The organism is Salinibacterium hongtaonis, from assembly GCF_003065485.1.
GTDB lineage: Bacteria > Actinomycetota > Actinomycetes > Actinomycetales > Microbacteriaceae > Homoserinimonas > Homoserinimonas hongtaonis.
Window position 1 is genome coordinate 1,098,652 of record NZ_CP026951.1, and the last position, 26,098, is coordinate 1,124,749.

Sequence of the window (26,098 nt, forward strand, 5' to 3'; positions counted from 1 at the left end):
GGGGTGCTGGTTAAGCGGCCCATGATCGAGCGCGTTAGTGAGCCGTGGCTCGCTGCGCGGCGAGCCGCACGGGCGCGTTCACGGCGCCGTAGCCGTCATAGCCGCCGCGGCGCTCAACGATTTCGAGGAACACGCCGCCGACCGTCGGCGTGTAGAAGTGGATGAACTCGCCATCCGCATCCCGATCGTAGAAGAGATCCAGCTCCTGCAGCGTGGCAAGAAACCCTTCGTCGAGGTCGAAACGGGCCGAGAGATCGTCGTAGTAGTTGCGGGGGATCGGCAAGAAGGTGAGCCCCGCGGCCCGCGCATGCCGAGCAACAGCGATCGCATCGTCGCACCGCACCGCGATGTGCCGGGTTGGCAGGGGAGCGGTGGGTGGTGCCAGATTCATGGGAAGCCGAACGACGCCGTCTTCTGTGCGCATCACCTGGCTGCGAACCAAACCGTTCGGGCTTGGCACATCAGAGGACGATTCGGCCGTGAGAGAGAGCGCACTCGCGGCAAAGAGCACCGCATCGTCGAAGTCTTGCCAGCGGTATCCGAGGTTGACGTGGTCGATGACCCCGGCCGTCGCGCCGATGGTACTGCCACCGTCGAATTCGGTCGCCCAGGACTCGTCGGCGGGCTGATCGTGCCAATAGACCTCGGTGCCATCCGGTGCGGCAACGGCGCGCAGCTCGTGTTCCCCGGCATAGGTGCGACGAAAGACGCTGGGAGCGCCGAGTGCGAGCGCGCGCTCGACGGCCGCAGCGGCGTCGTCCACAACGAGGCCGAAGCCGGCCACCTGCGCCTGCTCATGCTTGGCCTGCTCATTGAGGATGATGCGGGCATCGCCCGCGCTCCACAGCCGCACAGGCTTGCTCCTGTGGCGTCCGCGGAACGCGAAGCCGAGCTGGGCGAGCATCTGGTCCATGTCGGAGAGATCCGCGCCGGCGACCTCGACAAAGTCGATGCCGTGGGCGGCCTGGGCGCTCACCAGCCGGTCTTCGCTCCAGCCGTTCTCCGTCGCGGTTCGATCGGCCAACCACGTGAGCGAGCGCCGGGCATGCGCCGCGGTTCGCACGGCGTCTGTTTGGCGGAAGGTGTCGTTGAAGACCTCAAGCGAGAGCGGCCCCGTATAGCCGGCCCGGATGACATGAGAGAGGAATGCGGTGAGCGCGAAGTCTCCTTCGCCGGGAAACAGGCGGTGGTGCCTGCTCCACGACAGCACGTCCATCTGCAGGGCGGGGGCGTCGGCAAGCTGCAAGAAGAAGATCTTGTCGCCATCGATCTGCTCGATGCCTGCGGGGTCGTGGCCGCGCGAAAGGATGTGAAAGCTGTCGAGGCAGACGCCGAGGTTGGGGCGGTCTGCGAGCTGCACGATGCGCCAGGCGTGGCGGTAGTCGTCGACGTATCGGCCCCAGGCGAGGGCCTCATAGGCAATGCGGATGCCGCGGGCTGCGGCGAGATCGGCGAGCTGGCCGAGCTGGCGTGCGGCAACCTCGTCGTCGTCGACGGTGGCCGTGCCCACGTTGCTGCACAGCAGGATTGTGTCGGCGCCGATGCGCTCCATGATGTCGAACTTGGCTTCTGCCCTGCGCAGATTGTCGGCGAGCGTGACCTCATCGACGCCCTCGAAGTCGCGGAATGGCTGAAACAGATCGATGCTGAGGCCGAGCCGTGCGCACAGCGCGCGAATCTCTTCGGGGGATTCGTAGGCGCTCGTGAGATCGGCATCCATTATTTCGATGCCGTCGAAGCCGGCGGCCGCGCACGCGTGGAGTTTTTCGGTGAGGCTTCCAGAGAGACAGACAGTGGCTATCGAAGTGCGCATGATGGCTAATGTACCGATTTGTACATTATTCGGAAAGTCGTCTTGCATAAATAATGTAATAACCAGTACGTTAGTGCCGCGCAGGTGGCCTGCGCTCCCGGAAACAAGGAAGTCTCGTGAGTAATCCACAACCACGTCAAAGGCGACTGGGCCCTCTGCGGCGCATAGCTCAAGTACTAACGACGATCGAAATCACGATCGGGGCGGTCGCCCTAATCGCGATCTTCGTACTCGTCTTCGCGCAAGCTGCTCAGCGGTACACGCCGTTCGAGGGCTTTGCCTGGACGGGGGAGCTCGCGAAGTTCTCGATGATCTGGCTCACGTTCTCGGTAATGGGTGTGCTCATCACCAACCGCGGACACATCGCCCTTGAGATCGTCGACACCTTCAAGAACCAGATGGTCGTACGCATCGTGCAGGGAATCGCCCTGGTCATCGTCGTCGCCGTCGGAGCCGGTCTCACCTACGAGGCGTGGTCCCTCGTGACCACGCAGAGCATCATCAAGTCGCCCGTGCTGCGCCTGCCCATGTCGCTCGTTTATATCCCCGTGCTCATCGGGGTGGTGAGCCTCACCATCCGGTCGGCCATCGCCGCAGCCGATGTGTTCATCAACGGTCCGAAGCTCACGGACTACGACGAAAGTGAAGTGACGGCCGCATGAGCCTCCTAATCCTCGGCCTGCTTATTGCCGTACTCCTCGTTATCCGCGTTCCTGTTGCGTTCGCATTTCTTGGCCCGTCGCTCCTCTACATGGTGCTCGAAGGCCAGTCCACCGGTATGGCGCTGCGAAGCGTCACCAACGCCATGGGCAGCTTTCCCCTGCTGGCCGTGCCGCTCTTCATCTTTCTCGGTGCCCTAGCGAACCACGCCGGCATCGCGGACCGTCTGTTTCGCTTCGCCCTTGCGGTGCTCGCGCGAGTCAAGGGAAACCTTGGCTACGTAGCGGTCGGCACCAGTGTCGGCTTCTCCTGGATGAGCGGATCGGCTGTCGCCGACGCCGCAGCGCTGGGCAAGGTGCAGATCCCCGCAATGCTCAAGGCTGGATACAGCCGTCGCTTTGCGACCGGTGTCAACGCGGCATCCTCGCTGATCGCCCCCGTGATGCCCCCGAGCATTCCCGCCGTAATCTTCGCCGGACTTGCCGCGATCTCCACGGGAGCACTCTTTGCCGCCTCCGTGATCCCCGCGCTGCTCATGGCGATCGGACTCTGCATCGTCGTGTGGGTGCTCGTTCGTCGCAACCCCGCCATCCAAAAGGGTGTGTGGAACAAGGCCGAAGTGCTTGCGTCGACCAAGGGCGTCATCCTGCCGATGATCACCCCGTTCATCATCCTGGGCGGAATCCTGGGCGGATTCTTCACGCCGACGGAGGCCGCAGCCGTGGGTGTCGCCTACATCCTGCTCGTCGGCATCCTGCAGCGTTCGCTGAGTCTCAAGGGCTTCGTCACCGCCATCAAGGAGTCGGTCCTCACGACCGCGGCGATCATGCTCATCGTGGCGAGCGCGTCGTTGCTCGGCTACATCCTCGCCAAGGAGCGTCTGCCGCAGATGCTCACGGAGGCGTTCTTCTCGCTGACCGATAACCCGACCGTCTTCATGGCCCTTGCGGCCCTGCTGATGCTCGTGCTCGGCACCGTTATCGACGCGACGGCGATTCTCGTGCTCGTCGTGCCGATTCTCATGCCCATTGCCATCCAGTACGGCGTTGACCCGATCGTGCTCGGCGTGATGCTCATCATTTCGCTGATGATCGGTCTGCTCACGCCCCCTGTCGGTACCGTTCTATTCGTTACGGCGGCAGTGTCGAAGACCCGCGTCGGCGAAGTGTTCAAGGGCTGCCTGCCGTTCATGATCCCGTCGCTCGTGATCGTCGTACTCGTCATCCTGTTCCCTGATGCCGTGATGTGGTTGCCGGGAGTGCTCGGACTGTGAACGACCTGATCGATACAGCTGGGGCCGAGGTGCGGCGACCTGCCGTGCTAATCGGCCTCATCGGTGAGGGCGTCATCCCGTCGCTCACACCCCCGATGCATGAGTTCGAAGGTGCCCGTCACGAGATGCACTACGTGTATCGCCCGATCGACCTCGCCGAGGGCGAGGCAACGGAGGAGAACATCGCGCAGCTGCTGTGGGCAGCGCGGCGGATGGGGTTCACGGGCCTCAACATCACGCACCCCATCAAGCAGGCCGTTATTGCGCACCTTCATGAGCTTGCGACCAGCGCGCGCACCGTCGGTGCCGTCAACACTGTCGTCTTCGACGGAGACCGCATGGTCGGCCACAACACCGATGTCACCGGGTTCGGGGCGGCGTTCGACGATGCTTTCGGCTCAGATGCTCGGGGCCGCGTCATTCTCATCGGTGCCGGTGGTGCCGGGGCAGCAGTCGCCTCGGCTCTCGCCGGCCGCGAGGTGCGCGAGCTCGTGATCGTTGATGTCGACCTTGAGCGGGCCGAAGCGCTCGCCTCAGGGGTGCGAGGTTCAGCTAATGGTGAGGTGCGGGCTGCGAGGCTCGAAGATCTGCCGCAGTGGATTGACGGCGCCGATGGCGTTGTCAACGCCACGCCGTGGGGCATGGCGGCTCATCCCGGAACCGCCTTCGACACCGAGCTTCTGTCACCCACCATGTTCGTAGCCGACATCGTCTATCGACCGGCAGAGACAGAGCTGTTGAAGCGAGCCAAGGCTCGCGGATGCCGCACGATGTCTGGCCTGGGAATGGCGATGCACCAGGCAGCGGATGCTTTTGAAATTTTCACAGGTCAACCAGCCGATCGGGCAGCGATGCTCTCCGATCTCCAGACTCTCGTCGCTGCAGAAGCGTCGGGAAACCCTGCCCCAGTGGCACCAAAGAGAGGAACAAACTGATGATCACACGTCGTTCTCACGGAATGAAGTGGATCGCCCTGATGGCCGCCCCAGCAATGCTGCTGGTGGGCTGCGCGGGCGAATCGGGCGGAGGCGAGAGTGCCGAAGGCGGCACCATCGAGCTCACCCTTGCGCACAGCTACAACCCCGACCAGCCGCAGGATCGTTGTGGCGCTCAGGTCATCGCGGACGAGATCGAGAAGGCTGATGTTGGCCTCAAGATCGAGCTCTTTCCGTCGAGCCAGCTCGGTGGCGACGCCGACCGTATCGCGTCGGTTGCCTCGGGCGACATCGACATCGACATCCAGGGCGCATCGGCACTCGGCGCGGTTTACGAGCCGATCAGCGTGCTCGACGCGGCGTATGCATTCGATGACGCAGCGCACCTTGCGGAGTTCATGGAGAGCGACGCTTCCGACGTCGTCATCGATGGGTTCGCAGAGGCCGCCGGCGTTTACACGCTCGGCGTCTGGTCGGCCGGTGCTCGCCACTTCACATCGAACACCCCCATCCGCACGCCTGACGACCTCTCGGGCCTGCGCATCCGCTTCCCCGGTTCGCCCCAGTTCCTCATGAACGCCAAGGCTCTGGGCGCTCAGGCGACCGAGGTTGCCTACGAGGAGCTCTACCTCGCCCTGCAGCAGGGCACCGTGGAGGGTCAGGAAAACCCCATCACGAACATCAAGTCGCAGAACCTCGCCGAAGTTCAGGACTACCTGAGCTTGAGCGCGCACCAGCTCAACACGAACCTCGTGATCATGAGCTCCAAGTGGAACGACCTCAGCGAAGAGCAGCAGGGTGCCCTCACGGACGCCGTTGCAACCGCTGTCACCGAGGTCACCACGTGTGTTGCGGATGACGAAGAAGCGACCCTCGAAGAGTGGCGCACGGCGGGCGACTGGGAGATCGTTGCCGACGTAGACGTCGACGCTTTCCAGGACAAGGCTGTCGCCTACCTCGAGGAGACCCTCACGGGTGAGTCGCTTGAGGTCTTCGAAGCAATTCGCTCCACCTCGTCTAAGTAACTAGACGGGAATAGCGAGAGAGATGACGGTGCGCACGGTTCCGACCTTCACCGGTGAGGTGACGGCGGAACAGCTCGGCACGACGCTCATTCACGAACACGTGTTCGTGATGAGCCCGGAGCTCGACGTGAACATGCCGCATCCCGAATGGGATGAAGAGCATGCGATCGAAAGAGCGATTGCCGGCTTCGAGCGTTTGTATGCGCTCGGCGTGCGCACCGTTGTCGATCTCACCGTGCTGGGGCACGGACGCGATGTTGAGCGCGTGCGTCGCGTCGCGGAACGGGTGCCCGTTCAGCTTGTCGCCGCGACGGGGTTTTACACGAGCGACGTGCTGCCGCACCATTTTCAGCTCAACGGACCGGGTCGGCTCGTCGACGGACCCGATCCCCTCATCGACCTCTTCATCGGCGATATCGAGCGAGGTATCGCCGGCACCACCATCCGTGCGGGCATGCTCAAGGTCGCGTCTGAGGCGCACGGAATCACTCCAGACGTGAACCGGGTCTTCGAGGCTGCGGCGATCGCCCATATCCAGACGGGGGTTCCCGTCACGACCCACTCCCACGCCGCCTCCCACGGTGGGCTAGAGCAGCAGGATCTTCTCGAGCGCCTCGGCGTCGGTCTCGACCGCGTCGTGATCGGCCATAGCGGCGACACGGGCGACCTCGACTACCTTCGCGAGGTTGCCGCCCGCGGTTCCTATCTCGGCTTCGACCGGTTTGGAATGGACCACATGGGTTCAGACGAGGTCAGAGTGCGCAGCCTCCTCGCGCTGATCGAGGAGGGTCTCACCTCCCAGCTGGTGTTGTCTCACGACGCCGCGTTCTTTAGCAGAATGACCCCTCCCTCGTGGCGTGCCGTCAACGCTCCCAACTGGCACATGGAGCAGATCTCGCGCTCGATCCTGCCAAGGCTCGTGGCAGAAGGCGTCGACGCTGCGACGATTCATCAGCTCATGGTCGAGAACCCCCGACGGGTGCTGTGCGGCGAATAGCCCGCCCCGCTCCTGCCCCTGAAACTGCTCGATTGGTGTGACCGTGACCGAATCTTCTGCTTCTTCACCTGTGCGGCGCCGGGATCCGGAACGCACCCGTGCCGACCTGCTCACCGCAGCAACCACCGTCTTCGCCGAGTCCGGATATGCGGGCACAACGGTCGACGATATTGCCGAGCAGACGCGCACGACCAAGCGCATGATCTATTACTACTTCGGCAGCAAGGAGAAGCTGTACCTTGCCGTGCTGGAGAACGCCTACCGCGGCATCCGTGAGGCAGAACGGTCGCAGGAGGTCGGCGATCTGCCCCCCATCGAGGCCGTCCGCCGCATCGCCGAATTGACCTACGACCATCACCTCAACCACACCGAGTTCATTCGCCTGGTGTCGATCGAGAACATCAACCACGGCAGGTCCATCCGCCGACTCGACTCGCTGCGGGATCTCAACCGGCCCGCATTGGGCCTGCTCGAAGACGTACTCGCTCGCGGGCGCGAGGCGGGAATGCTCAGGGCAGATGTCGACGCGCTCGACGTGCACCTACTCATCAGCTCGTACTGCTTCTTTCAGGTGGCCAACCAGCACACCTTCGGGTACCTCTTTGAGCGCGATCTATTGGCCGAGGATCGCCGCGACCACCATCGCAACCTCATTGGCGACGTGGTAGTCGCCTGGCTTTCTGCCCCGTTGTAGACGGTGCGGCGTACGTTGTAGGCATGGCACACATTCACGTTCTCGGCACCGGCGGCACCATCGCATCCCGTTCGCACGGCGATGCCGGGGGAGTGGCGGAGGCCAGCACCGCAGAACTCGTCTCAGGTCTCGCGCATGACCATCGCATCTCGCACCGCGACATCCTGACACTCGGCAGCTACCGGCTCACCCTCGCGCACCTGCGGCTCATCGCGGAGGGCGTCGCCGAGGCCGCAGCAGACCCTGATGTCGACGGCATCGTCGTGACCCACGGCACCGATACTCTCGAAGAAACCGCCTACCTGCTCGATCTTGTCAAGGCCTCTCCCAAGCCCGTCGTTCTCACAGGAGCGCAGCAGATGGCCGATTCCCTGGCCCCCGATGGGCCCAGAAACCTGGCAGAGGCGATCGCCGTGGCCGCGAATCACAGCATGCGTGGGCTCGGCGCCCTCATCTCCTTTAGTGGCACCGTGCGCACCGCTCGGGGTGCGCGCAAAGCCCACACCGTAGCCGCCTCACCCTTTCGCGGCGGCATCGAGGTGGCCCACTTTGCGGGGGAGGAGCTTGTCCCCGCCGCAGTGCTCGGCAACCACACACCGCTCGACCTGCCCACCCCACGCTTCGACAGCACCGTCGTCGATATCGTCACAACGTATGTCGGCGCGGAATCGACGCTGCTCACGGCCGCTCTCGGCCGCGCAGACGGCGTCGTCATCGCCGGTTCGGGAGTGGGCAACGCCGGCCCGGGGTTTGCCGAAGCGATTGCCCAGTCTGCCAAGCCCGTCGTGCTCTCGACCCGCGTGCCGTGGGGACCGGTCGTTCCCACCTACGGCAACGGTGGCGGCATCGACCTTGTAGCGTCCGGAGCCGTCGTCTCTGGCGATCTCAACCCGTTTCAAGCCCGCATTCTCGCCGCTCTTCTGATCTCGCAGGGGCACACGGGGGCGGACTTCGCCGAGTGGTTCGCTCGGCATCGCTAACGCAACGCGCAACCCGATTGCTAACGTGGCCTTTCATGGCGGGTGACGAGTGGATTGAGCATCGCCGAGGTGACGGTGAGCTGGTGGGCTGGATGATTCCGCGCGGCGATGGGTTCGTCGTCGTCGATCTGCTCGGACGAGAGCGCACGGCCCCCGTTGAATGGCTCGTCGCTGAAGAGACGCTCGACGAGCTCGGCATCGGTTATCTCGCCGACCTCTACGTGCTCGCCCTCGACGACGGCAGCGACCTGAGAGTGCGCATCGCCGAGGTCACGCCGACGAGCATCACCGTTAAGAAGGACGATTTCGGCGCCGTCGGGGCTCCTCAGGTGTTCTATTCCCTCGGTTTTCCTGCCCCGGATTCGCTGACTCGGCTCGAGCCCGGAGACGACAGGCTGTTCACTCTCGACTGATTGCGGGTATACATCAGAGTGTTGATCGGCCCGGCCCGAGGCGAGCAACGTGGAAGACCAGGAGAATCATGTCCAAGACGACACGGTCGCGCGAGCACGAGCGCGGCCCTGCGAGGCACCGGGCCGTGCAGCGGGCGTCTGAAGGCAGGGGATCAGGATGCCGCGGCTGAGAACCACAAACCCGTCGCACCCGGGGTGGACCCGCCGTCGGCGCGGCACAGGATATTCATTGCTCAACGAGAGCGGCGGGGCCGTGACGAGCCCCTATGAGCGGGAGCGCGTCGATGCTCTCGCTATCCCACCAGCCTGGACCGATGTGTGGATTTCGCCCCATCGCAACGGCCACATCCAAGCGTGCGGAACAGACGCCAGTGGGCGCCGACAGTACATCTATCACGAGCAGTGGCAGCGATCGCGTGCGCGCGCGAAATACGACAGAGCGCTTGAGTTGGCAGAGAGATTGCCCCGCGCTCGCGCCCAGGTGACCCGCGATCTCCGTGGCGAGCCAGGCACGCGCGACCGCGCTCTGGCGGTGGCGTTTCGTCTCTTGGATAGTGCTTATCTGCGAGTGGGCAGCGAACGTTACGCACAGCTCCATGGCAGCAAGGGCCTCACCACCCTCGAGGGCTCAGACGCCCATGTGTCGGCAGACACCGTGGTGCTGGAGTTTGTGGGCAAGTCGGCGATGGACTGGTCGTCGCGCACGGAGGACCCAGATCTGGCCGCCGCAATCCGCTCGCTCAAAACTCGAGGCCCTCATTCCAGGCTGCTCGCGTGGAAGGACGGCAACAGATGGCGGGCGCTTCGGCCAGAGGAGGTTAACGACTATGTGCGGGCGCGCACGGGCGGTGACTTCACGGCTAAGGACTTCCGCACGCTTCACGGCACGATCATTGCGGCGAGGGAGCTTGCCGCGTTGGGCACGCAACCGAAGGCGGCAGCCACAAAGCGGGCGATCAACGAGGCGGTTCGGGCAACTGCGCACCTGCTGGGCAACACCCCGGCCGTTGCTCGGTCCACCTATATCGACCCTCGCGTGATCGACCGATTTCGCAGCGGAGCCCTGCTGCGCACTGGCTCGGTTTCTCCCGAGCGCGCCATTCGCGAGCTCCTGCTGGGCACCCCTTGATAAACGCACTCCGTTCGCTTGTCAACCCGTAGAACGGTCAGGCAGCTGGGCCACTATCAGCGGTTGCCGCGGGCATTCGTGCCCGGGCCTCAGTTAGCGAAAGGAACACTGTGAAGGCATCAGCAACTCTCACCCGCAATCTTCAGGCGGTGCTCGTTGATCTCATCGAGCTCCATGTGCAGGGTAAGCAGGCTCACTGGAACATCGTGGGCACCAACTTTCGAGACCTGCACCGGCAGCTCGACGACGTAGTGCTGAGTGCCCGCGAGTTCTCCGACGAGGTTGCCGAGCGTATGCGTGCCCTCAACGCCGAACCGGACGGAAACTCCCGCACCGTCGCCTCAACAACGTCGCTTGAGCCATTCCCCGCCGGCGAGGTGTCGACGCACGACGCGATCAACCTCATCACCGAGCGCCTGATGGGCACCTCGGAGACGATGCGCAACGTGCACGACCAGATCGATGAAGAAGACCCCACAACGGCGGATATTTTGCACGCGATCATCGAGAAGCTCGAGCAGTACGCGTGGATGATCAGCGCCGAGAACCGCACGCCGGGCTCCGTCAAGCAGACGAGCCCCGCGGCGGCCAAGTCCTCGGCATCAAGCAAGTCAAAGAAGAAGTAACCCGCGCGGTGCTTAACGGGCCCGCGACCGACGACCTACTCGATCTGATCGAGATCGTCGGTCGCGGGCCCTTCTAGTAAGCGGCCGTCCGCATCGAAGCGCGAGCCGTGCAGGGGGCAATCCCATGAGCGTTCGGCGGAGTTCCAGGTGACGATGCCGCCCATATGCGTGCATATGGCAGAGACCGCGCAGGTCACACCGTCTACCGTTGAGACCGCCGTGGGCTTGAGTCCTTGCTGGCCCACGACACCCGTCCCCTCCTCTGGGGCGGTATCGGGCAGCTTGGTGAGCTCTGCCTGTGTCCACCCCGAGGTGAACGCCCCTCCCACCTCCGCGCCCGCAGCGATTCCAGAGGCCATCGATCGCGGTCTGGTGACACGGTGGTGCAAAGTTTCCGCCCACGGCAGGCTGTCGCTCAGAATTTCGGCGGTGAGACTCAGCGCCGCTGCGACCGAGTTGGTCATGCCCCACTTGTTGTATCCGGTGGCGATGAAGACCCTGTGATGCGACCGGGGCATCCAGCCCACGAAGGGGATGCGGTTGGCTGAGCGGTAATCCTGTGCAGACCAGGAGTGGGTGCGGATGGCGCCGGGAAAGTGCTCAGCCGTCCACCGCTCGATGTCCCGCACGTTGTCCATGGTGTTCGAGTCTCGCCCCACGACGTGGCCGTTTCCCCCGACTAGCAGGCGGTTTTCGCCTGCCACCGGTGCGCTCCTCACCGAGCGACTCGGTGTGTCGATCGACAGATACATGCCCTGGGGGATCGCGGGCGCTGTTCCGGTTTCGGTGGGCACGCGAAAAGCGAGGGCATAGGAGCGCATCGCGGTGAGCTTGGCAAAATACAAACCCCTGTCGAGCATGGGAATGCCGGTCGCCAGGATCACCCGTGTGGCATAGACCGTGCCGCGACGGGTCACAACTGAGACGGGTTCACCAGCATCCACGCTCTGCACCCGTGCCTGCTCGATGATGACGCCCCCCAGGGACCGCACGTCCTTAGCCAACGCTGCCACGACGTCGAGGGGGTTGAACTGAGCTTGATCGGCAAGCTTGATTGCCCCGTAGATCTCGAACGGCAGCTCGGTCTCCATGACCCGCGTCACGTCGAGACCGGCGTCGGTGCAGGCCTCGAACTCCGTGTCGAGCGAGGAGACGCCGTCGGGGGTTGCCGCATAGGTGAAAGCATCCCTGCGCTGGACTGCGACACCTCGTTCGCTCAGGTAATCGAGCAGCCAGGCCTGTCCCTGCCGGTTGCCCTCCATGTATGCCTGGGCGACCGAGACTGAGGTGTGGGCCCGAATTTCGGAGAGTGCGCTGCTGTGCAGCAGGCTCAGTTTTGCCGTGGTGTTGCCTGTGGCCACCGCCCCGGCAAACCGCGCCTCAAGCACAGCGACAGAAAGCCCAGCACGCGCGAGCATGAGTGCCGTGGTGAGCCCGGTGAGCCCCGCTCCGACGATAACCGCGTCGTATGCCGATCCGGGTATGAACTCGTCCGCTTCGCTGTCGATCGGCTGTCGGTCTTCGAACCACAGCGCTTTTCTCTCAGTCGTCGTCATCGTTGTTCCCGTTCCTTTCCTATTGACTCCCGCACCGCGGGAGCCACTTCTGCAGCAAAACGTTCGACCTGGTGCACGGCATCCGCAGCGGGGCCGAACACGAAAGTATCCATGCCGCCCTCGATAACCAGCCCGGTGAGCTCGTCGATCCAGCCCGCGTCGATGCGCGCATGCATATCGGGCAACGACGAGGGGGGAATGAACGAGGCCGACGGCACCAACGATGCGGCAGCCTCGGCAGGGGAGCGGCGGGGAGTGCCAAGCCCCTCGATCGCAGGCCAGAATGCGCCTGCGCCGAGTCCCAGCTCGAAACGCCCGCCCGAGAGCAGGTCGAGGCTTGCCGCTGTTTTAGCGATCATCGCCGGTGGTCTCAGTGGCACATTGGCAACACCCGGAAACACGCGCAGATGCTGGGTGCGTTCGAGGATGGCTCCCATCAGCACAAACGAATCGACGAAACGTCGTACGGGGCGGCCGTAGTCGCTCACAGCGTCGTTCTCCTGCCGATGAGGCGCAGGATGAACTTTCGCACCTCGTCAAACCACAGCACCACTGAGGCGAGGGCGAAACAGAGGAGCCAGTGATCGAGATCGAGGGAGGCCGTACCAAAGGCCACCTGCAGGAACGGCACCTCGACAACTGCGATTTGGAGCAGTACGCCGAGGGCAATGGCACCCCAGAGCCAGGGGTTGGCGAACAGTTTGCGGAACGCGCTGCTGGTTTCGGAACGAGAGTTGAGCGCGTTGAAGAGCTGCGCGAACACGAGGGTGGTGAATCCCGCCGTCCTGGCAACGTCGAGGTTTTCGCTGCCGTCGACAAGGCCGCCCGGCAAAAGGAGGTCGATCGAGAAAAGGGTCACGAGCGCCATTACCAGGCCGATCGAAAGAACCCCGCCCCACATCCTGGCGTCGATCGCACGGTCGGTCAGTTTGCGGGGCCGCCGGGCCATAACATCGTCGACCTCGGGGTCGACCCCCATCGCGAGCGCAGGCGCGGAGTCGGTGATGAGGTTAATCCACAGAATCTGCGTGGCCAGCAGAGGCAGCACGAGCGAATCTTCGCTGGCCTCCGTCAGACCGATCACCCCGGCGAACAGCACGCCGAGAAAGACGGTGAGCACCTCGCCCACATTGGACGACAAGAGATAGCGCAAGAACTTCTTGATGTTGTCGAAAATGACGCGGCCCTGGCGAACTGCCGCCACAATGGTGGCGAAGTTGTCGTCGGCGAGAATCATGCGCGCGGCCTCTTTGGTTACCTCCGTTCCTGTAATGCCCATGGCAATGCCGATGTCGGCGGCTTTGAGAGCGGGGGCGTCATTAACCCCGTCCCCGGTCATCGCCACAATATGGCCGTCGTCCTGCAGCGCATCCACCAGCCGCAGTTTGTGTTCCGGTGAGACTCGGGCATAGACGGAGACCTCCCGCGTCAGGGTGCGGAGTTGCTCGTCGTCGAGCAGGCTGAGTTCCATGCCCGTTGCGGTGCGCGCGGGAGCCTCGACTATTCCCAGATCAGAGGCGATGCGGGCAGCGGTTGACGGGTGATCTCCTGTGATCATGATCACCCGGATGCTCGCGCGGTGCGCCTCGTCGATGGCACCCGCAACCTCCTGCCGCGGCGGGTCGATGATGCCGACCACTCCGGCGTAGATCAGGTCGCGTTCGCGGGATTCGTCGAACCCCGATACGTCGTCATCGGTTGCGTCGGTGTCGAGGCGGTAAGCGACACCCAGGGTGCGAAACGCTTGCCGAGATAGCGCTTCGACCTCGTCCAGAGCGGTGCGGCGCAAATCGTCGGTGAGCGGCACAGTATGGTCGCCAACCTGGAGTCGTGTGCAATGGGCCAGCAGGATGTCGGGGGCGCCCTTGCTGAAGAGAAGGAGGGTGCCGTCGTCCTTTTCTCGGTGGAGGGTTGACATCATCTTGCGATCGGAGGTGAACGGAATCTCAGCCTGTCGCTCGAAGCGAGCGAGCCCGCTCTGCATGCCGGCGAGCTTGCGGGCGGCCACCAGGAACGCGGCTTCCGTCGGGTCGCCCTGAATTCTCCAGTCCCCGTTGTGCTCGGTGAGCTGTGCATCGTTCGCCAGTGAGCCAGCGCCCAGCACCAACTGCACCTCTCGCAGCTGGTCGGACGAGAGCTCTGCGCCATCGCGGGTTACCGCTCCTTCTGGTCGGTATCCGACCCCGCCCACCGTTGCCTGGCCCGAGGCAGTGACCACTCGCTCAATCGTCATTTCGTTGCGGGTGAGGGTGCCGGTCTTGTCGGTGCAGATTACGGATGCTGAACCGAGGGACTCCACAGAGCTGAGCTTCGTGACGACTGCGTTTCGTTTGGCCATGCGCTGAACGCCGATAGCCAAAACCACCGTGAGGATGGTGGGCAGGCCCTCCGGCACTGCGGCCACCGCGAGAGAAACGCCCAGCAGGAGCACGACCACGAGGTCGCTCGGAGCGCTGATGCCTCCCACGACGATGATCGTGATCATCACGATGAGGGCGACGACCACCACCAGGACCCCGAGCATCTTGCTAATGCGGGTGATCTCCACCTGTAGGGGAGTCGGCGCCTCGACCGTGGAGTCGAGCATGTCGGCTATCGATCCCACCTCGGTTGACATCCCCGTTGCCGTCACGACGCCGCGGCCTACGCCCTGCGCTACCGCGGTGCCTTTGTAGACCATATTGAGGCGGTCACCCAGCGCGACGTTGCCGTGCAGCGGCGCTGGATCCTTGACGACTGCGGCACTTTCGCCCGTGAGTGAGGCCTCCTGCACGCGAAGTGCGCTGGCAAAAATCAGCCGAGCATCGGCACCGACCGCATCACCTTCGCCGAGCACGAGCACGTCGCCGCGCACCAGATCTGCGGAGGGTATTGTCGCCAGGGCTCCGTTGCGGAGCACCGTGGAGTGGGCTGCGGTCATCGTGCTCAGCGCTGCCACCGCGTCGGCCGCTTTGCTCTCTTGGGTGTAGCCCAGGATGGCATTCAGCACGATGATGGCGCCGATCACGATGGCGTCGACGGGAGGGCCGTCTGCTCCCTCGAGAAACCAGGCAACAAGCGAGATGGCGACGGCGGCGAGCAAGAGGTAGATGAGAGGGTCCTGCAACTGCGCGAGCAGGCGGCGCCAGCCCGGAACGGGAGGTGTTCCCCTTAGTTCGTTGGGGCCCTCTGTGGCGAGCCGGTGCGCGGCCTCTTCTGCGGAGAGGCCCGTCGAGGGGGTGACTCGGAGCTCGTGCGCCACAGCAAGGCCATCGGCAAGATACGGCTCGGCGAGCACTGATGACGCCTTCGTTGCGTCTGACATGCGCCACCGCCCTTCGCCAGAAAGTTAGGTGCAGGGTTGCACGATTCGGTGCGCCGGAACAGTGCTCCCGGGTGTCGATTGTGAACTCCGCCGATGGGCCGGGGGGTCAAGTGATAGCGCGCAGAATGGTTACCGCGACCGCCAGAGCGCATGTTCAGCGAGTTTCCTGAGTATTCCATGATGATTCTGGCCCGTTGCGGAGCGGTGCGTTCCGCATGCTGGGGCCCTCCAGTGTGGGCGGCCGGTGCGCTTTGCCCCGAGTTTGCGGGGCGACGGGCACGGAAGGCGAGTTCCTGGTCCCTCCCAACTCGAATTTCGAGCTTTGAGCATATTCGGAGCGTTGCGCTCCGATTAGTACGTGGCCCTCAGTTTCGGAGCGGAGGCTGGAACATCCCTAGTCGCCGAAATTGGCGCACCACCCCGTCACCGCGAACGACGCCGCAGCGCGAGGGTTCGCCTCCCGAGAAAGCTATGCCCGCGAAAACATCACTAAGTTCCCCTATCCGTGCGCTTAAGAACCTCTTTGGGCGCATGTCCAAGAAACGGCGCAGTGCCATCCTCGCTACTGTTGCGGTTCTCGCCGTCGGAGGCATCATTGCTGGCGGCTTGACGGTGCAAAGCGCCGCGGTTGCAGCAGAAGCGGCAGAGGTTGCCGCAGCCCAAGAAGCGCGAGCTGAAGCGGCGGCCAGGCAGGCCGCCTACGAGCAGCGCGTCGAGGCCGAAGCTCTCAGCGTGATCGAAGCGGCGACCCCCGTGATCGCCGCAGCCCAGGGCAAGGTTGACGCCGCCGCCCTTGCTACTCCCGTCGCTTCGCTCACGGAGCGCGCCACTCTTGAGGTCGAGGTAGTTGAGGATCTCATCGAGCAGGCATCCACCGCGATCCCCGCGGTGGAAGCCGCGATAGTAGAGGCAGACCGCGTCGCGGCGGAGGCCGCAGCGGCTGCCGCTGCGGCAGAGGCCGAGCGAGTTGCCGCAGAGGCCGCACAGGCCGCACAGGCCGCGGCGGCCGCAGAAGCCGCCAGGGCGGCATCCGCCACCCCTGCCGGCGCTCAGGCGATCGCCCGAGACATGATGGCCAGCAAGTACGGCTGGGGATCAGACCAGGCTTCGTGCCTCGTGAACCTCTGGCAGAAGGAATCTGGCTGGCGAGTCGATGCCTACAACGCCTCCAGTGGCGCCACCGGCATTCCTCAGTCGCTGCCCGGCAGCAAGATGGCAACGCACGGCGCTGACTGGAAGACCAACGCCTCGACGCAGATCAGCTGGGGCCTTGACTACATCAAGCGCGCCTATGGCACCCCGTGTGGGGCATGGGGTCACTCTCAGTCGGTGAACTGGTACTAAGCCGCGTTCACTCTCCAGCGGCACACTCAGCGAACGCCCAGCGGCTAGAACAGCTGTTGTTGGCGTTCGCTGAGTATTTCGTGGGTAGTCAGCGCTCCACTAGCGCGCTGCTGCCGCGGTCCCCGAAGGCCAGCGCGCCGCCGGAGCCTGAGATATGAGCGGAGTTGCGCAGCCTCTGATCCGGCGCATCCCCTGTGCGGGCCGATCGGGGATTGGGCATTCTCGGAGGAAAATCCTCCGATTGCCACCGGTCTCTCAGGCCCGCATTTTGAGACTTAATACGTCCGTATGCGCCTCCTACGTGGCGCAGTCAGCTGTCAACCGCGAGCCACGGCTCACTGCCGGACTCGCCGTGAGAGAAAGATTATGCCCACGAAGAAATCCTTACCTTCCCCTATTCGCGCACTCCGCGCCACGTTCAACGAGATGCCTAAGAAGCGCAGATTTGCCGTTCTCGGCCTTGTCGCCCTTTTGGCAATGGGCGGCGTCGTCGGAGGCGGCTTCACGGCGCAGAGCGCCTCTGCTGCCGCCGAGGCGCAAGAGGCGGCAGAGCAGGCAGCGTATGAAGAGCGAGTCGAGGAGGCGGCCGTCGCCGTGATCGAGGCGGCAACGCCCGTCTTGGCTGCGGCATCTGGCAAGGTCGACGCGACGGCATTGGCAACCCCGGTGACCGCTCTGGCCGACCGTTCCGCCCTCGAGGTCGAGACCGTCGAAGACCTCGTGGAAGAAGCCGAGGAGGCTATCCCCGTCGTGCAGGCGGCGATCGAAGAGGCCGACAGGGTCGCTGCAGAGGCCGCTGCCGCAGCGGCCGCCGAGGCCGAGCGCATTGCCGCAGAACAGGCAGCGGCTGCCGCAGCCGCACAGGCGGCCGCATCGACCCCTGCCGGGGCTCAGGCGGCGGCCCGCGACATGGCAGCCAGCAGGTATGGCTGGGGTGGTGACCAGTTCTCCTGCCTCGTGAACCTCTGGCAGAAGGAGTCGGGTTGGCGGTGGGATGCCTATAACGCGTCCAGTGGCGCCACGGGCATTCCCCAGTCCCTGCCCGGCAGCAAGATGGCCACGCACGGGGCCGACTGGCAGACCAACCCGCTGACGCAGATCAGCTGGGGCCTCGACTACATCAAGCGTGCCTACGGCACTCCGTGTGCCGCGTGGTCACACTCGCAAGCCGTTAACTGGTACTAGCGGTCACATCAGCGGCCCGCGCGTCTCTCCCGCAGGGGGGAGCGCGCGGGCCGCTGTCGTTGTGCTCGCAGGGTTTCGTGCAGACCGCTCCTGTGGTCGTTCCGGTGACCTGAGAGCGCTGTTGCCATCCGGCCTGGCCGGGCACATCATTGCTCGTGTGACGCATCGGGGCACGCCGGCGGGTCGCGCGTCATGAATGCGGCAGCGCGGCGCATTCAGCGTGTCTACCTCACTCTCCTGCTGGGCAACACGCTCGCCGCATCCTTCATCTGGGGCATCAATACCCTCTTTCTTTTGGATGCCGGGCTCACCAACTTTGAGGCGTTCGCGGCGAATGCGTTCTTCACGGCGGGCATGGTGATCTTCGAGATACCTACAGGGGTCGTTGCTGACACCCTTGGCCGTAAAGCGTCATACCTGCTCGGCACGATAACGCTGGCGGCAACCACGTTCCTCTACTGGATGCTGTGGGTATGGCATGCGCCGTTTATCTGGTGGGCCGTGGTCTCCGTTCTCCTGGGGTTGGGTTTCACCTTCTTCTCGGGCGCTGTTGAAGCCTGGCTCGTCGACGCGCTCACCCATACGGGGTATACGGGGGCAATGGAGGCCGTGTTCGGCAGAGGACTTGTCGTTACGGGGATCGCCATGTTTGCGGGCTCGGTTCTTGGCGGAGTTGTGGCACAGGTGACGAACCTGGGGGTGCCGTTTCTGCTGCGAGCGGCAGTCCTTGTTCTCATGCTCGTCTTTGCCGCGTTCGTCATGCGCGATCTCGGGTTCACCCCCGATCGGTCCAGGGGTCCAATCGCGGCGACGCGGCATGTGCTCACGCAGTCGATCGACCACGGGCTCCGCAAGAAGTCAGTGCGCTACCTCATTCTTTCGGCACCCTTCGCGTCGGGGGTGGGTATCTATGCCTTCTATGCTCTGCAGCCGTACCTGCTCGAACTGTTTGGCGATCCATCCGCCTACGCCATCGCCGGCCTGGCGGCGGCCGTGCTCTCGCTCGCCCAGATCGCGGGCGGCATTCTTGCCCCGCGCATCAGGGTGCTCTTTCGCCGGCGCACGACCACGGTGATTGCGGCATCCATCGGCAGCGTCGTGGTGCTGATCGCGCTCGGCCTGATTTCGGTCTTCTGGGTCGCAGTTGTGTTGTTGGTGCTGTGGGGGTTTGTCTTTGCTGTCGCCGAGCCCGTGCGCCAGGCCTATCTCAATGACATGATCCCGTCCAAGCAGAGGGCAACGGTGTTGTCGTTCGACTCACTCTTCGCAAGCCTCGGTGGTGTCGTTATCCAGCCGGGGCTCGGTAGAGCCGCCGATGTGTGGAGCTACGGAACCTCGCTTGTGATCGGTGGGGTTGTCGAACTGATCGGGGTTCCCCTCATGCTTGCCAGCCGTCGCCAGAATGAGCCGGCTGATACGGCGCGGTCAGAAGCTGAGCGCGACTAGCCGGGATAGCATCGCGCCACGGGGGCGGGGGAGCGTATGTCGTTGGATCTGGCTGAAGGGTGCTTCAATTGCTGAGGCGCTCGAGGCCGCAGCAATTCAGGCGGCGGTTGCGCTCGTTACTCGGCACCTGCATCCGTTGTTGGACGCGCCGCTCGGTCGGTAGCGCCCCGCGCTATATCGGCCTTGTGTATTCAAGATTGATTATGCTAATTTGACTAGGCCATCCAACGACGGACCAGGCCAAGGAAGGAAGCAAAACTCCCGTGACTATTCTTCTTGATAAGGGCGCTCGCCGCAGCACATTCCTGAGCGTAGGGGCCCTTGCGGCCGCCATGATGCTCAGCGCCTGTGCCGGTGGCTCAGCGACTCCTCCCGCTGCACAGAACGACGACGTTCTCATCAGCCAGTCGGACTGCGAGCGCAACCGCGACGCAGGCACGATCACCTACATCTCAGGCTATGGCTACTCTGCCAGCGCTGGGCAGCTCGATGTGTTCCTCGCCGAGGAGCTCGGGTACTTTGATGCGCTGTGTCTCGACGTGGAGATCAACGCATCGGGGGCCAACGGCCAGCAGCTCGTGGCCTCGGGTCAGGCGCAGTTCACTGCCCTGGGCTCGGCATCCGATGTGATGCTCGCCGCAGCGAACAGCAAGAATCTCACGGCTATTGCCACCTACGGCAGCGTTTCGCCGTTCTCCATCTTCGCCAACGAGGCTGTCACCAGCCTCAAGGGCCTTGAGGGCAAGAAGCTCGGATACTTCATCAACCTCACCCCGATCGCTTCGGCGATGCTCGACAACGCCGGTGTCGATGTCAGCAAGGTCGAGCTGATCAAGATGACCAACTACGACCCCACCGTCGTCACGCGCGGGCAGGTCGACGCGATCGTCGGATACGCCTCGAACCAGCCGGAGTCGCTTAGGGCCCAGGGCCTGCCCTTCAGCGAGTTCATGCCCGCCGATGAAGGCGTCGAGGGCACGTACAACGTGATGGAGGTCAACACCCAGTTCCTGACCGCGAACCGTGAGGTCGTATCTGACTTTATGCGCGCCAGCCTCAAGGCGCTGGAGTTCTGCCTCGACGATCACGACGAGTGCATCGACATGATCGCCAAGCTCGCAGAAGACAATAACCAGGGTTCGGCGTTCCCGCGCGACCAGCTCGCTCGCACGTGGGCCGTGGAGTCCGGCTGGGTCACGAGCAACCCCGATCTCGCCCCGGGCATGCAGACCGAAGAGCAGTGGGAGCCCGAGTACGAGCTCGTCAAGCGCTACGGCGGCATCGACACGCTCCCGGCTCTCTCCGAGATGATGGACACCGAACTGGTCGCAGCCCTGTACGACGACGGCGCCCTCATCTGGCCAGGCAAATGAGTTCGCCTCTCCTCACGGTGACGGGCGGCGTCGAGGTCTCTAACGTCTCCAAGAGTTATGGCACCGGCGACGCCCGCACCACCGTGCTCGACAATGTGAGCCTCTCCATTCGCATGGGGGAGTTCGTCTCGGTAATCGGGCCTAGCGGGTGTGGCAAATCCACGCTTCTCAAGGTCATCGCCGGGCTCACCCCGGCCGATTCCGGCACGGTTACGGTCGACGGCAGCACCGTCAAGGCGGCGACCAAGAACAAGATGATTGGTCTTGTTCCGCAGTCGCCCGCCCTATTGCCGTGGCGAACCGTGCTCGACAACGTGGCGCTCCCCATGAACGTCAACCGCGGAGCGAACACGGGGCGCACGCTCCGGGACCCGCGGGAGATTCTTGACCGCTTCGGCCTCGGCGCAGCGGTGGACAAGTATCCGTCGCAGCTCTCCGGTGGAATGCAGCAGCGGGTCGCCATCGCCAGGGCCTTCGTGTTCGACCCGAGCGTTCTGCTCATGGATGAACCGTTCTCCGCTCTCGACGAGATGAACCGTGACAAGCAGCGTCTCGGCTTGCTCGACTTCTGGCAGTCCAACCGCAAGGCAGTGCTGTTCGTCACCCACTCGGTTCCCGAGGCGATCATGCTCTCGGATCGCATTGTCGTGATGGCGGCGCACCCGGGGCGCATCGCCGAGATCATCGATGTCACCCTGCCGCGTCCGCGCACAGAGGATGTCTATGCCACCGACGAGTTCCGCGACCTGGAGGGCGTTGTGCGCACAACCCTGAGGAACGTAATGGGGGAGACCCATGTCTGAAATCAGAACCACCCCGGAGTCGGCGACGGAATCGATCGCCACCTCTGAGGCGCGCGCCGCGACGAAACAGAGTCGTTGGCTGCCCTCTAATACCGACGTTCGCGCATCGGTGAACTGGAGGATCTGGTTTCCTCCGCTGCTCACGTTCATCATCGCCGGCGCGGTATGGCAGATCCTCGCCTACGCCAACCCCTATGTAATCCCCACGATCGACGCGATCCTCGGCAGTCTGGCCAAGGACCCGTCGATGTACTGGACCAATTTCTTGGTAACGCTTCAAGAGGTGGTCATCGGGGCTATCGCGGGCATCCTGGCCGGATTCCTCTTCGCCGTTGTGATGGCGGAGTTCCGGTTCATGGAGCGGGCAGTCATGCCGCTGTTCGTCGTGATCATGGTCACGCCGATCGTGGCGATCGCCCCGGCGCTCGTCGTTGCCTTCGGCTTCGGCATGATGCCCAAGTACATCGTCACGGCACTTGTCGTGTTCTTTCCCATGCTCGTCAATTCGCTCGCAGGGCTTCGGGATGTTGATGGCCGCACCCTCGACGTGATGCGCACTCTGCATGCGAGCCGCTGGGAGATCTTCAGGGATCTGCGCTTTCCGGGCAGCATGCCGTTCGTCTTCGCCGGCCTGAGGGTCGCACTGCCGATGGCCGTGGTCGGTGCAGCCGTTGCCGAGTTTGTGGCCGCCGGGCAGCAGGCAGGCCTCGGCTCGCTCGTCACGATCTCCGCTGCGCAGGCCAATCTGCCCGTCACCTGGGCAAGCATCCTGTTGCTGTGCGTTATGGGCGTTGCGATCGTCTCGATGCTCGCTGTCGTGCGAAAGCGCGTTCTGTGGTGGAGCGACGGCGACATCGTCGCCCGCTAGCGGCATCGCGCCGCTCCCACCGGCAATCACCGTTATCCGTGGCTGTGGCCGCGTGACACCTCTACCGACAAACCCCAAAACACTGGGGCAAGAAGGGCAAGACATGAAGAAGCTCCGCTTTGGCCTGTTCGAAAACGCTCAGGCGAACGACTCCGGCACCGCAACCTGGCGCCACCCCGAGAATCAGCGGGATCACTACGACGACCTCGACTACTGGCGAAACATCGCCACGACATGCGAGGACGCGGGCTTTGACTTCGTCTTTCTGGCGGACGCCTGGGGCTGGTCTGAGGTCAACGGTGTTCGGCCCGCAATCAGCTCAGAAGAGGGGCTCGACCTGCCCCGCCTCGACCCCGCGATCGTGGCCGCAGCTCTCGTTGCCGAGACGACCCGGCTTGGTCTCGTGATCACCGGTTCGACGCTGCTGGAACAGCCCTACTCATTTGCCCGGCGCATGTCGACTCTCGACCAGCTCTCGGGCGGCCGTATCGGCTGGAACGTCGTCACAACCGGGACCGCCGATACGGCCGTCGAGGCCTTCGGCGTTCCTATGGTCCCGCACGATGAGCGCTACAACATGGCCGACGACTTCATGGAGGTCGTCTACAAGCTGTGGGAGGGCACCTGGGAGCCGGATGCTCTCGAGCGCGATAAGAACGGCCGGTTTGCCGACCCCGCCAAGGTGCACCGCATCGAGCACGACGGCCCGTACTTTCGTTCGCGCGGTTACAGCAACTCCTCCTACTCCCCGCAGGGCACGCCCGTGCTGTTCCAGGCTGGGTCTTCTGACCGGGGCCGCCAGTTCGGGGGCAAGCACGGTGAGTGCATCTTCTTGGGGGGCGGATCGGTCGACAAGCTCGCCGAGCAGGTCACGAGCATCCGCGCTGAGGCCGCAGCCGCGGGCCGCGCGCCCGAGTCAATCAAGCTCATGGTGGCCTTCTCCTGCGTTGTCGCGCCCACCCGAGAGGAGGCGCAGCGCAAGTACCAGCAGGTGCTCGACGCGCAGTCACCCGAGGTAGCCGTCGCGTCATATGCCATGTTCACGGGTCTTGATCTCTCGTCGTATGACCCGACAACCCCCATGTCTGATTTGCACACCGAGCTGTCGCAGACTCAGATCTCGCGGTTCGGTGATCGCACCGTCGGTGACGTGCTCGCCGAGTGGCATGCCAACGGCGTGCGGAGCAAGCCCGTCATCGGAACTGCGGAGGATGTCGCCGACGCGCTCATCGCCATCACCGACGGAGCCGACCTGGACGGCTTCTTGCTCACGCCCATCATCCAGCCGGGGTCGACGATCGACTTCATCGAGCAGGTATTGCCCATCTTGCGCGAGCGCGGAGCTATCGACTCAGAGCCGAAGGCCGCGTCGCTCCGCGAACGGCTGCTCGGGGCAGAGGCCCCCACGCTGGGGGCCGATCATCCGGGTGCTACATACCGGGTAAATTCGGAGCAGGGCCGATAACGAATCGAGCTTGGCGAGAACGGGAGTCATTCGTGGGACAGGTCTGCGTAGTCGGAAGCATCAATCTCGATCTGATGGTGCACATTCGGCACTCTCCCCAGGTGGGGGAGACCCTCCTGGCGGAGTCGACTCACCGTTTGCCCGGTGGCAAAGGATTCAATCAGGCCGTCGCGGCCACACGATCAGGGGCAACCACTCGATTCTGTGGCCGCGTCGGCGACGATGGCGATGGCGCTTATCTGAGGGCCGCACTGGTCGAGGCCGGCCTCGATGCGTCGCACCTCACGGTTGACGAGTCGGAACTAACGGGGTTCGCCCATGTGGCGATTCTGCCGGGATCGGGCAACTCGATCATCGTCTCGCCCGGCGCCAACAGTGCGCTCAGCGCCGCTCCGGCCGTCGAGGCTGTCGAGGCGCAGGAGACCCCTGCGGTGGTCCTCGTGCAGTTGGAGATCCCATCGGCTACCGCCGAGGCGGCACTTGCCGCCGGGCGTCGCCTAGGGGCCGTCACTATTCTTAATGCGGCTCCACCTGCCGGCGTCACCGATTCCATGCTCTCCCAGGTCGACATCCTCATCGTCAATGAGACGGAGGCGGATGCTCTGGGTGGTGTCGATCGCATGCTCGGCACCGACGATGGCCCCGGGTCGGTAATCGTCACCCTCGGCTCTGAGGGATCGCTCTGGGTGACCAGGGACGGCATGCGGGTGGATGTTCGGTCCTTCTCGGTGGATGCCGTCGATACGACCGGTGCAGGGGACGCATTCTGCGGGGCATTCGCTGCAGCCATCAGCAGTGGGCTCGACATTCCTGCCGCGATGCAGCGGGCATCAGCGGCCGGGGCCATTGTGGCGACGCAGTTGGGCGCTCAGACCACGGAGTTGTCGCCCGAGGCAATCGACCGTCTCGTGGCGACCAGAACGTAGCCGCAGAACCGAGCCGCAGCGACTAGCGAGAAATCGCTTCTTCTTTCTGCGCGCCATCTCTGTCGTCGGCAAAGGTGTATTCGCCTGCTTCGAGTCGAGTGCACAGGTCGTTGGCCCACTGCTGTTCTCCGCGGAGTCGATTCGTCGAGAGTTCGAAGAATTCGCGAACGTAGGCCGGCGTCGAGGGGGAGCGCTGCACATCGTCGATGTTGTAGGTGTTGCTCACGATCTTGGCGTCGATCTCGCTCACCCGATGGTGCAGCGCATCAATGACTTCTTGCCGGCTGAGCACATACATGAACGAGGTCAGCGCCATGACGGGCGCCATGTCGAACGTCTCGACCGTCCAGAGAACCCGCCGCAAGATCCGCAGAAACTCGACTTCACCCTCTGGTGTGATGCTGTAGGTCGTGCGTTCGGGTCGGTTGCCCTCCGACTCGGTTCCCTGCTCAGCGACGTAACCGTCTTTCTTGAGCGATCTCAGCGCGTTATAGATCGACCCCGGCTGAATGTTCGCCCACTCGTTGACGTGCCAGGTGAGCAGCTCGCGGCGCAGAAAGTAGCCGTGCACCGGCTGAAACTGACGGACAGCTCCGAGCACGACAAGGCGCGTGATGGTCGACATGGCTCTCATCGTAAGACACGCCGCACGGCCAGCGGGTAGCGAATGCTTGTGGCTGGCCACATTCTGCAATATTCTTAAGCTAACTAATCAAAGTTGACTAGTTGCTGGGTCGATGGTGACCCATGCGGAACTCCAGGGAGACCAGCATGACGGCTGAGACTGTTACCACCCCCACTCCGATCCACCTGGGTCTGAGGCAAGCATTCTCGTTGTTCCCTACGGGTGTCGTGGCGGTCTGTGCCCTCGACGACGACGGCAATCCCATCGGAATCCCCGTCAACTCCTTCACCTCGGTGTCGCTCGACCCGCCCTTGGTGGGAATTTGTGTCGGCCGCACATCCACCACCTGGCCCGTGCTCGCTGGCCGCGCCCGTCTGGGCCTCAGCGTTCTTGGTGCCGATCAGGGAGAGCTGTGCCGCAGCCTCGCCTCCCGAGGCACTAGTCGCTTCGATGGCGCTGCCTGGCAGCCCTCCGCATACGGTGCCGTAATGATCGAAGGGGCGGCGCTGTGGCTCGACTGCGAGCTGAGGTCATCGTTCGATGGGGGTGACCACGAGGTTGTGCTGCTTGAGGTTATGAACTCCGAGATCTTCGCCGACGTTGAACCCCTTGTCTTTCACCAGAGTCGCTTTCGCGAGCTCCACCCTGTGGCCTAATC

Annotated in this window: 24 protein-coding genes; 19 read left to right on the forward strand and 5 right to left on the reverse strand. The window is 63.9% G+C overall.

Annotated features, from left to right (window positions below; translation table 11 throughout):
- Nucleotides 1–34: 34 nt before the first annotated feature.
- Nucleotides 35–1,813 (reverse strand): bifunctional sugar phosphate isomerase/epimerase/4-hydroxyphenylpyruvate dioxygenase family protein, encoded by a 1,779-nt coding sequence (locus C2138_RS05375; RefSeq protein ID WP_108516121.1) that lies wholly within the window; start codon nucleotides 1,811–1,813, stop codon nucleotides 35–37.
- Nucleotides 1,814–1,929: 116 nt separating this feature from the next.
- Here C2138_RS05375 and C2138_RS05380 point away from each other — a divergent pair, with 116 nt between their 5' ends.
- The 10 genes from C2138_RS05380 (at nucleotide 1,930) to C2138_RS05425 (ending at nucleotide 10,545) form a co-directional block, all read left to right on the forward strand.
- Nucleotides 1,930–2,475, forward strand: coding sequence for a TRAP transporter small permease (locus C2138_RS05380; protein WP_159078152.1), 546 nt, complete (start codon nucleotides 1,930–1,932; stop codon nucleotides 2,473–2,475).
- Entirely contained in the window at nucleotides 2,472–3,746 is a 1,275-nt protein-coding gene (locus C2138_RS05385; protein ID WP_108516124.1) for a TRAP transporter large permease, read from the forward strand. Before C2138_RS05380 ends, C2138_RS05385 begins: the two co-directional genes overlap by 4 nt.
- Nucleotides 3,743–4,681 carry a shikimate dehydrogenase gene (locus C2138_RS05390; protein WP_233245410.1) on the forward strand — a complete coding sequence of 313 codons (939 nt, stop codon included), beginning with the start codon at nucleotides 3,743–3,745 and terminating at the stop codon, nucleotides 4,679–4,681. The genes C2138_RS05385 and C2138_RS05390 overlap by 4 nt, the downstream gene beginning before the upstream one ends.
- Nucleotides 4,681–5,706: a DctP family TRAP transporter solute-binding subunit gene (locus tag C2138_RS05395; RefSeq protein WP_108516125.1), complete on the forward strand. Its 1,026-nt coding sequence runs from the start codon at nucleotides 4,681–4,683 to the stop codon at nucleotides 5,704–5,706. The genes C2138_RS05390 and C2138_RS05395 overlap by 1 nt, the downstream gene beginning before the upstream one ends.
- Nucleotides 5,707–5,728: 22 nt before the next feature.
- Complete coding sequence (locus tag C2138_RS05400) at nucleotides 5,729–6,703, forward strand: phosphotriesterase family protein (RefSeq protein ID WP_108516127.1); 975 nt, start codon at nucleotides 5,729–5,731, stop codon at nucleotides 6,701–6,703.
- 43 nt (nucleotides 6,704–6,746) lie between these two features.
- Nucleotides 6,747–7,397 carry a TetR/AcrR family transcriptional regulator gene (locus tag C2138_RS05405; RefSeq protein ID WP_199220387.1) on the forward strand — a complete coding sequence of 217 codons (651 nt, stop codon included), beginning with the start codon at nucleotides 6,747–6,749 and terminating at the stop codon, nucleotides 7,395–7,397.
- Between the two features lie 23 nt (nucleotides 7,398–7,420).
- Entirely contained in the window at nucleotides 7,421–8,377 is a 957-nt protein-coding gene (locus C2138_RS05410) for an asparaginase (RefSeq protein ID WP_108516130.1), read from the forward strand.
- A gap of 35 nt (nucleotides 8,378–8,412) precedes the next feature.
- Nucleotides 8,413–8,790, forward strand: a complete 378-nt coding sequence (locus tag C2138_RS05415; protein WP_108516131.1) for a hypothetical protein — start codon at nucleotides 8,413–8,415, stop codon at nucleotides 8,788–8,790.
- A gap of 229 nt (nucleotides 8,791–9,019) precedes the next feature.
- Nucleotides 9,020–9,919 (forward strand): DNA topoisomerase IB, encoded by a 900-nt coding sequence (locus tag C2138_RS05420; RefSeq protein WP_241961190.1) that lies wholly within the window; start codon nucleotides 9,020–9,022, stop codon nucleotides 9,917–9,919.
- Nucleotides 9,920–10,029: 110 nt separating this feature from the next.
- The gene (locus tag C2138_RS05425) at nucleotides 10,030–10,545 is read left to right on the forward strand and encodes a Dps family protein (protein ID WP_108516135.1); all 516 of its coding nucleotides are present in this window, start codon (nucleotides 10,030–10,032) and stop codon (nucleotides 10,543–10,545) included.
- 35 nt (nucleotides 10,546–10,580) lie between these two features.
- On the opposite strand, the gene C2138_RS05430 is transcribed toward C2138_RS05425, so the two are convergent.
- Genes C2138_RS05430 through C2138_RS05440 form a run of 3 tightly spaced genes read right to left on the reverse strand, consistent with a single transcriptional unit; the run spans nucleotide 10,581 to nucleotide 15,405 of the window.
- Complete coding sequence (locus tag C2138_RS05430; protein WP_108516136.1) at nucleotides 10,581–12,101, reverse strand: FAD-dependent oxidoreductase; 1,521 nt, start codon at nucleotides 12,099–12,101, stop codon at nucleotides 10,581–10,583.
- Nucleotides 12,098–12,589 carry an LLM class flavin-dependent oxidoreductase gene (locus tag C2138_RS05435; RefSeq protein WP_241961191.1) on the reverse strand — a complete coding sequence of 164 codons (492 nt, stop codon included), beginning with the start codon at nucleotides 12,587–12,589 and terminating at the stop codon, nucleotides 12,098–12,100. The genes C2138_RS05430 and C2138_RS05435 overlap by 4 nt, the downstream gene beginning before the upstream one ends.
- Nucleotides 12,586–15,405 (reverse strand): cation-translocating P-type ATPase, encoded by a 2,820-nt coding sequence (locus C2138_RS05440; protein WP_108516138.1) that lies wholly within the window; start codon nucleotides 15,403–15,405, stop codon nucleotides 12,586–12,588. Before C2138_RS05440 ends, C2138_RS05435 begins: the two co-directional genes overlap by 4 nt.
- Nucleotides 15,406–15,936: 531 nt before the next feature.
- Between C2138_RS05440 and C2138_RS05445 the strand changes: the two genes are divergently transcribed.
- From C2138_RS05445 to C2138_RS05480, 8 genes are all read left to right on the forward strand, one after another.
- Nucleotides 15,937–16,749, forward strand: coding sequence for an aggregation-promoting factor C-terminal-like domain-containing protein (locus C2138_RS05445; RefSeq protein WP_108516140.1), 813 nt, complete (start codon nucleotides 15,937–15,939; stop codon nucleotides 16,747–16,749).
- A gap of 366 nt (nucleotides 16,750–17,115) precedes the next feature.
- A complete protein-coding gene (locus C2138_RS13790; protein ID WP_241961192.1) occupies nucleotides 17,116–17,934 on the forward strand; it encodes an aggregation-promoting factor C-terminal-like domain-containing protein in 819 nt (272 codons plus the stop codon).
- Nucleotides 17,935–18,126: 192 nt separating this feature from the next.
- Entirely contained in the window at nucleotides 18,127–19,380 is a 1,254-nt protein-coding gene (locus C2138_RS05455) for an MFS transporter (RefSeq protein ID WP_108516141.1), read from the forward strand.
- 263 nt (nucleotides 19,381–19,643) lie between these two features.
- On the forward strand, nucleotides 19,644–20,753 hold the full coding sequence (locus tag C2138_RS05460) for an ABC transporter substrate-binding protein (protein ID WP_241961193.1): 1,110 nt from the start codon (nucleotides 19,644–19,646) through the stop codon (nucleotides 20,751–20,753).
- A complete protein-coding gene (locus tag C2138_RS05465; RefSeq protein ID WP_108516143.1) occupies nucleotides 20,750–21,556 on the forward strand; it encodes an ABC transporter ATP-binding protein in 807 nt (268 codons plus the stop codon). The genes C2138_RS05460 and C2138_RS05465 overlap by 4 nt, the downstream gene beginning before the upstream one ends.
- Nucleotides 21,549–22,424 (forward strand): ABC transporter permease, encoded by an 876-nt coding sequence (locus C2138_RS05470; RefSeq protein WP_108516144.1) that lies wholly within the window; start codon nucleotides 21,549–21,551, stop codon nucleotides 22,422–22,424. Before C2138_RS05465 ends, C2138_RS05470 begins: the two co-directional genes overlap by 8 nt.
- 103 nt (nucleotides 22,425–22,527) lie before the next feature.
- Entirely contained in the window at nucleotides 22,528–23,889 is a 1,362-nt protein-coding gene (locus C2138_RS05475; RefSeq protein WP_108516146.1) for an NtaA/DmoA family FMN-dependent monooxygenase, read from the forward strand.
- 32 nt (nucleotides 23,890–23,921) lie between these two features.
- Nucleotides 23,922–24,815: a ribokinase gene (locus C2138_RS05480; protein WP_241961194.1), complete on the forward strand. Its 894-nt coding sequence runs from the start codon at nucleotides 23,922–23,924 to the stop codon at nucleotides 24,813–24,815.
- Nucleotides 24,816–24,837: 22 nt separating this feature from the next.
- On the opposite strand, the gene C2138_RS05485 is transcribed toward C2138_RS05480, so the two are convergent.
- The gene (locus tag C2138_RS05485; protein ID WP_108516148.1) at nucleotides 24,838–25,440 is read right to left on the reverse strand and encodes a PadR family transcriptional regulator; all 603 of its coding nucleotides are present in this window, start codon (nucleotides 25,438–25,440) and stop codon (nucleotides 24,838–24,840) included.
- Between the two features lie 146 nt (nucleotides 25,441–25,586).
- Here C2138_RS05485 and C2138_RS05490 point away from each other — a divergent pair, with 146 nt between their 5' ends.
- Nucleotides 25,587–26,096: a flavin reductase family protein gene (locus C2138_RS05490; RefSeq protein ID WP_108516149.1), complete on the forward strand. Its 510-nt coding sequence runs from the start codon at nucleotides 25,587–25,589 to the stop codon at nucleotides 26,094–26,096.
- Nucleotides 26,097–26,098: the final 2 nt, after the last annotated feature.

Excerpts from the sequence above, each read along its gene's own strand:
- C2138_RS05375 (WP_108516121.1), bottom strand. The coding sequence starts at position 1,813 with ATGCGCACTTCGATAGCCACTGTCTGTCTCTCTGGAAGCCTCACCGAA.
- C2138_RS05385 (WP_108516124.1), top strand. The coding sequence starts at position 2,472 with ATGAGCCTCCTAATCCTCGGCCTGCTTATTGCCGTACTCCTCGTTATC.
- C2138_RS05395 (WP_108516125.1), top strand. The coding sequence starts at position 4,681 with ATGATCACACGTCGTTCTCACGGAATGAAGTGGATCGCCCTGATGGCC.
- C2138_RS05400 (WP_108516127.1), top strand. The coding sequence starts at position 5,729 with ATGACGGTGCGCACGGTTCCGACCTTCACCGGTGAGGTGACGGCGGAA.
- C2138_RS05410 (WP_108516130.1), top strand. The coding sequence starts at position 7,421 with ATGGCACACATTCACGTTCTCGGCACCGGCGGCACCATCGCATCCCGT.
- C2138_RS05415 (WP_108516131.1), top strand. The coding sequence starts at position 8,413 with ATGGCGGGTGACGAGTGGATTGAGCATCGCCGAGGTGACGGTGAGCTG.
- C2138_RS05430 (WP_108516136.1), bottom strand. The coding sequence starts at position 12,101 with ATGACGACGACTGAGAGAAAAGCGCTGTGGTTCGAAGACCGACAGCCG.
- C2138_RS05440 (WP_108516138.1), bottom strand. The coding sequence starts at position 15,405 with ATGTCAGACGCAACGAAGGCGTCATCAGTGCTCGCCGAGCCGTATCTT.
- C2138_RS05445 (WP_108516140.1), top strand. The coding sequence starts at position 15,937 with ATGTCCAAGAAACGGCGCAGTGCCATCCTCGCTACTGTTGCGGTTCTC.
- C2138_RS13790 (WP_241961192.1), top strand. The coding sequence starts at position 17,116 with ATGCCCACGAAGAAATCCTTACCTTCCCCTATTCGCGCACTCCGCGCC.
- C2138_RS05455 (WP_108516141.1), top strand. The coding sequence starts at position 18,127 with ATGAATGCGGCAGCGCGGCGCATTCAGCGTGTCTACCTCACTCTCCTG.
- C2138_RS05465 (WP_108516143.1), top strand. The coding sequence starts at position 20,750 with ATGAGTTCGCCTCTCCTCACGGTGACGGGCGGCGTCGAGGTCTCTAAC.
- C2138_RS05470 (WP_108516144.1), top strand. The coding sequence starts at position 21,549 with ATGTCTGAAATCAGAACCACCCCGGAGTCGGCGACGGAATCGATCGCC.
- C2138_RS05475 (WP_108516146.1), top strand. The coding sequence starts at position 22,528 with ATGAAGAAGCTCCGCTTTGGCCTGTTCGAAAACGCTCAGGCGAACGAC.
- C2138_RS05485 (WP_108516148.1), bottom strand. The coding sequence starts at position 25,440 with ATGTCGACCATCACGCGCCTTGTCGTGCTCGGAGCTGTCCGTCAGTTT.
- C2138_RS05490 (WP_108516149.1), top strand. The coding sequence starts at position 25,587 with ATGACGGCTGAGACTGTTACCACCCCCACTCCGATCCACCTGGGTCTG.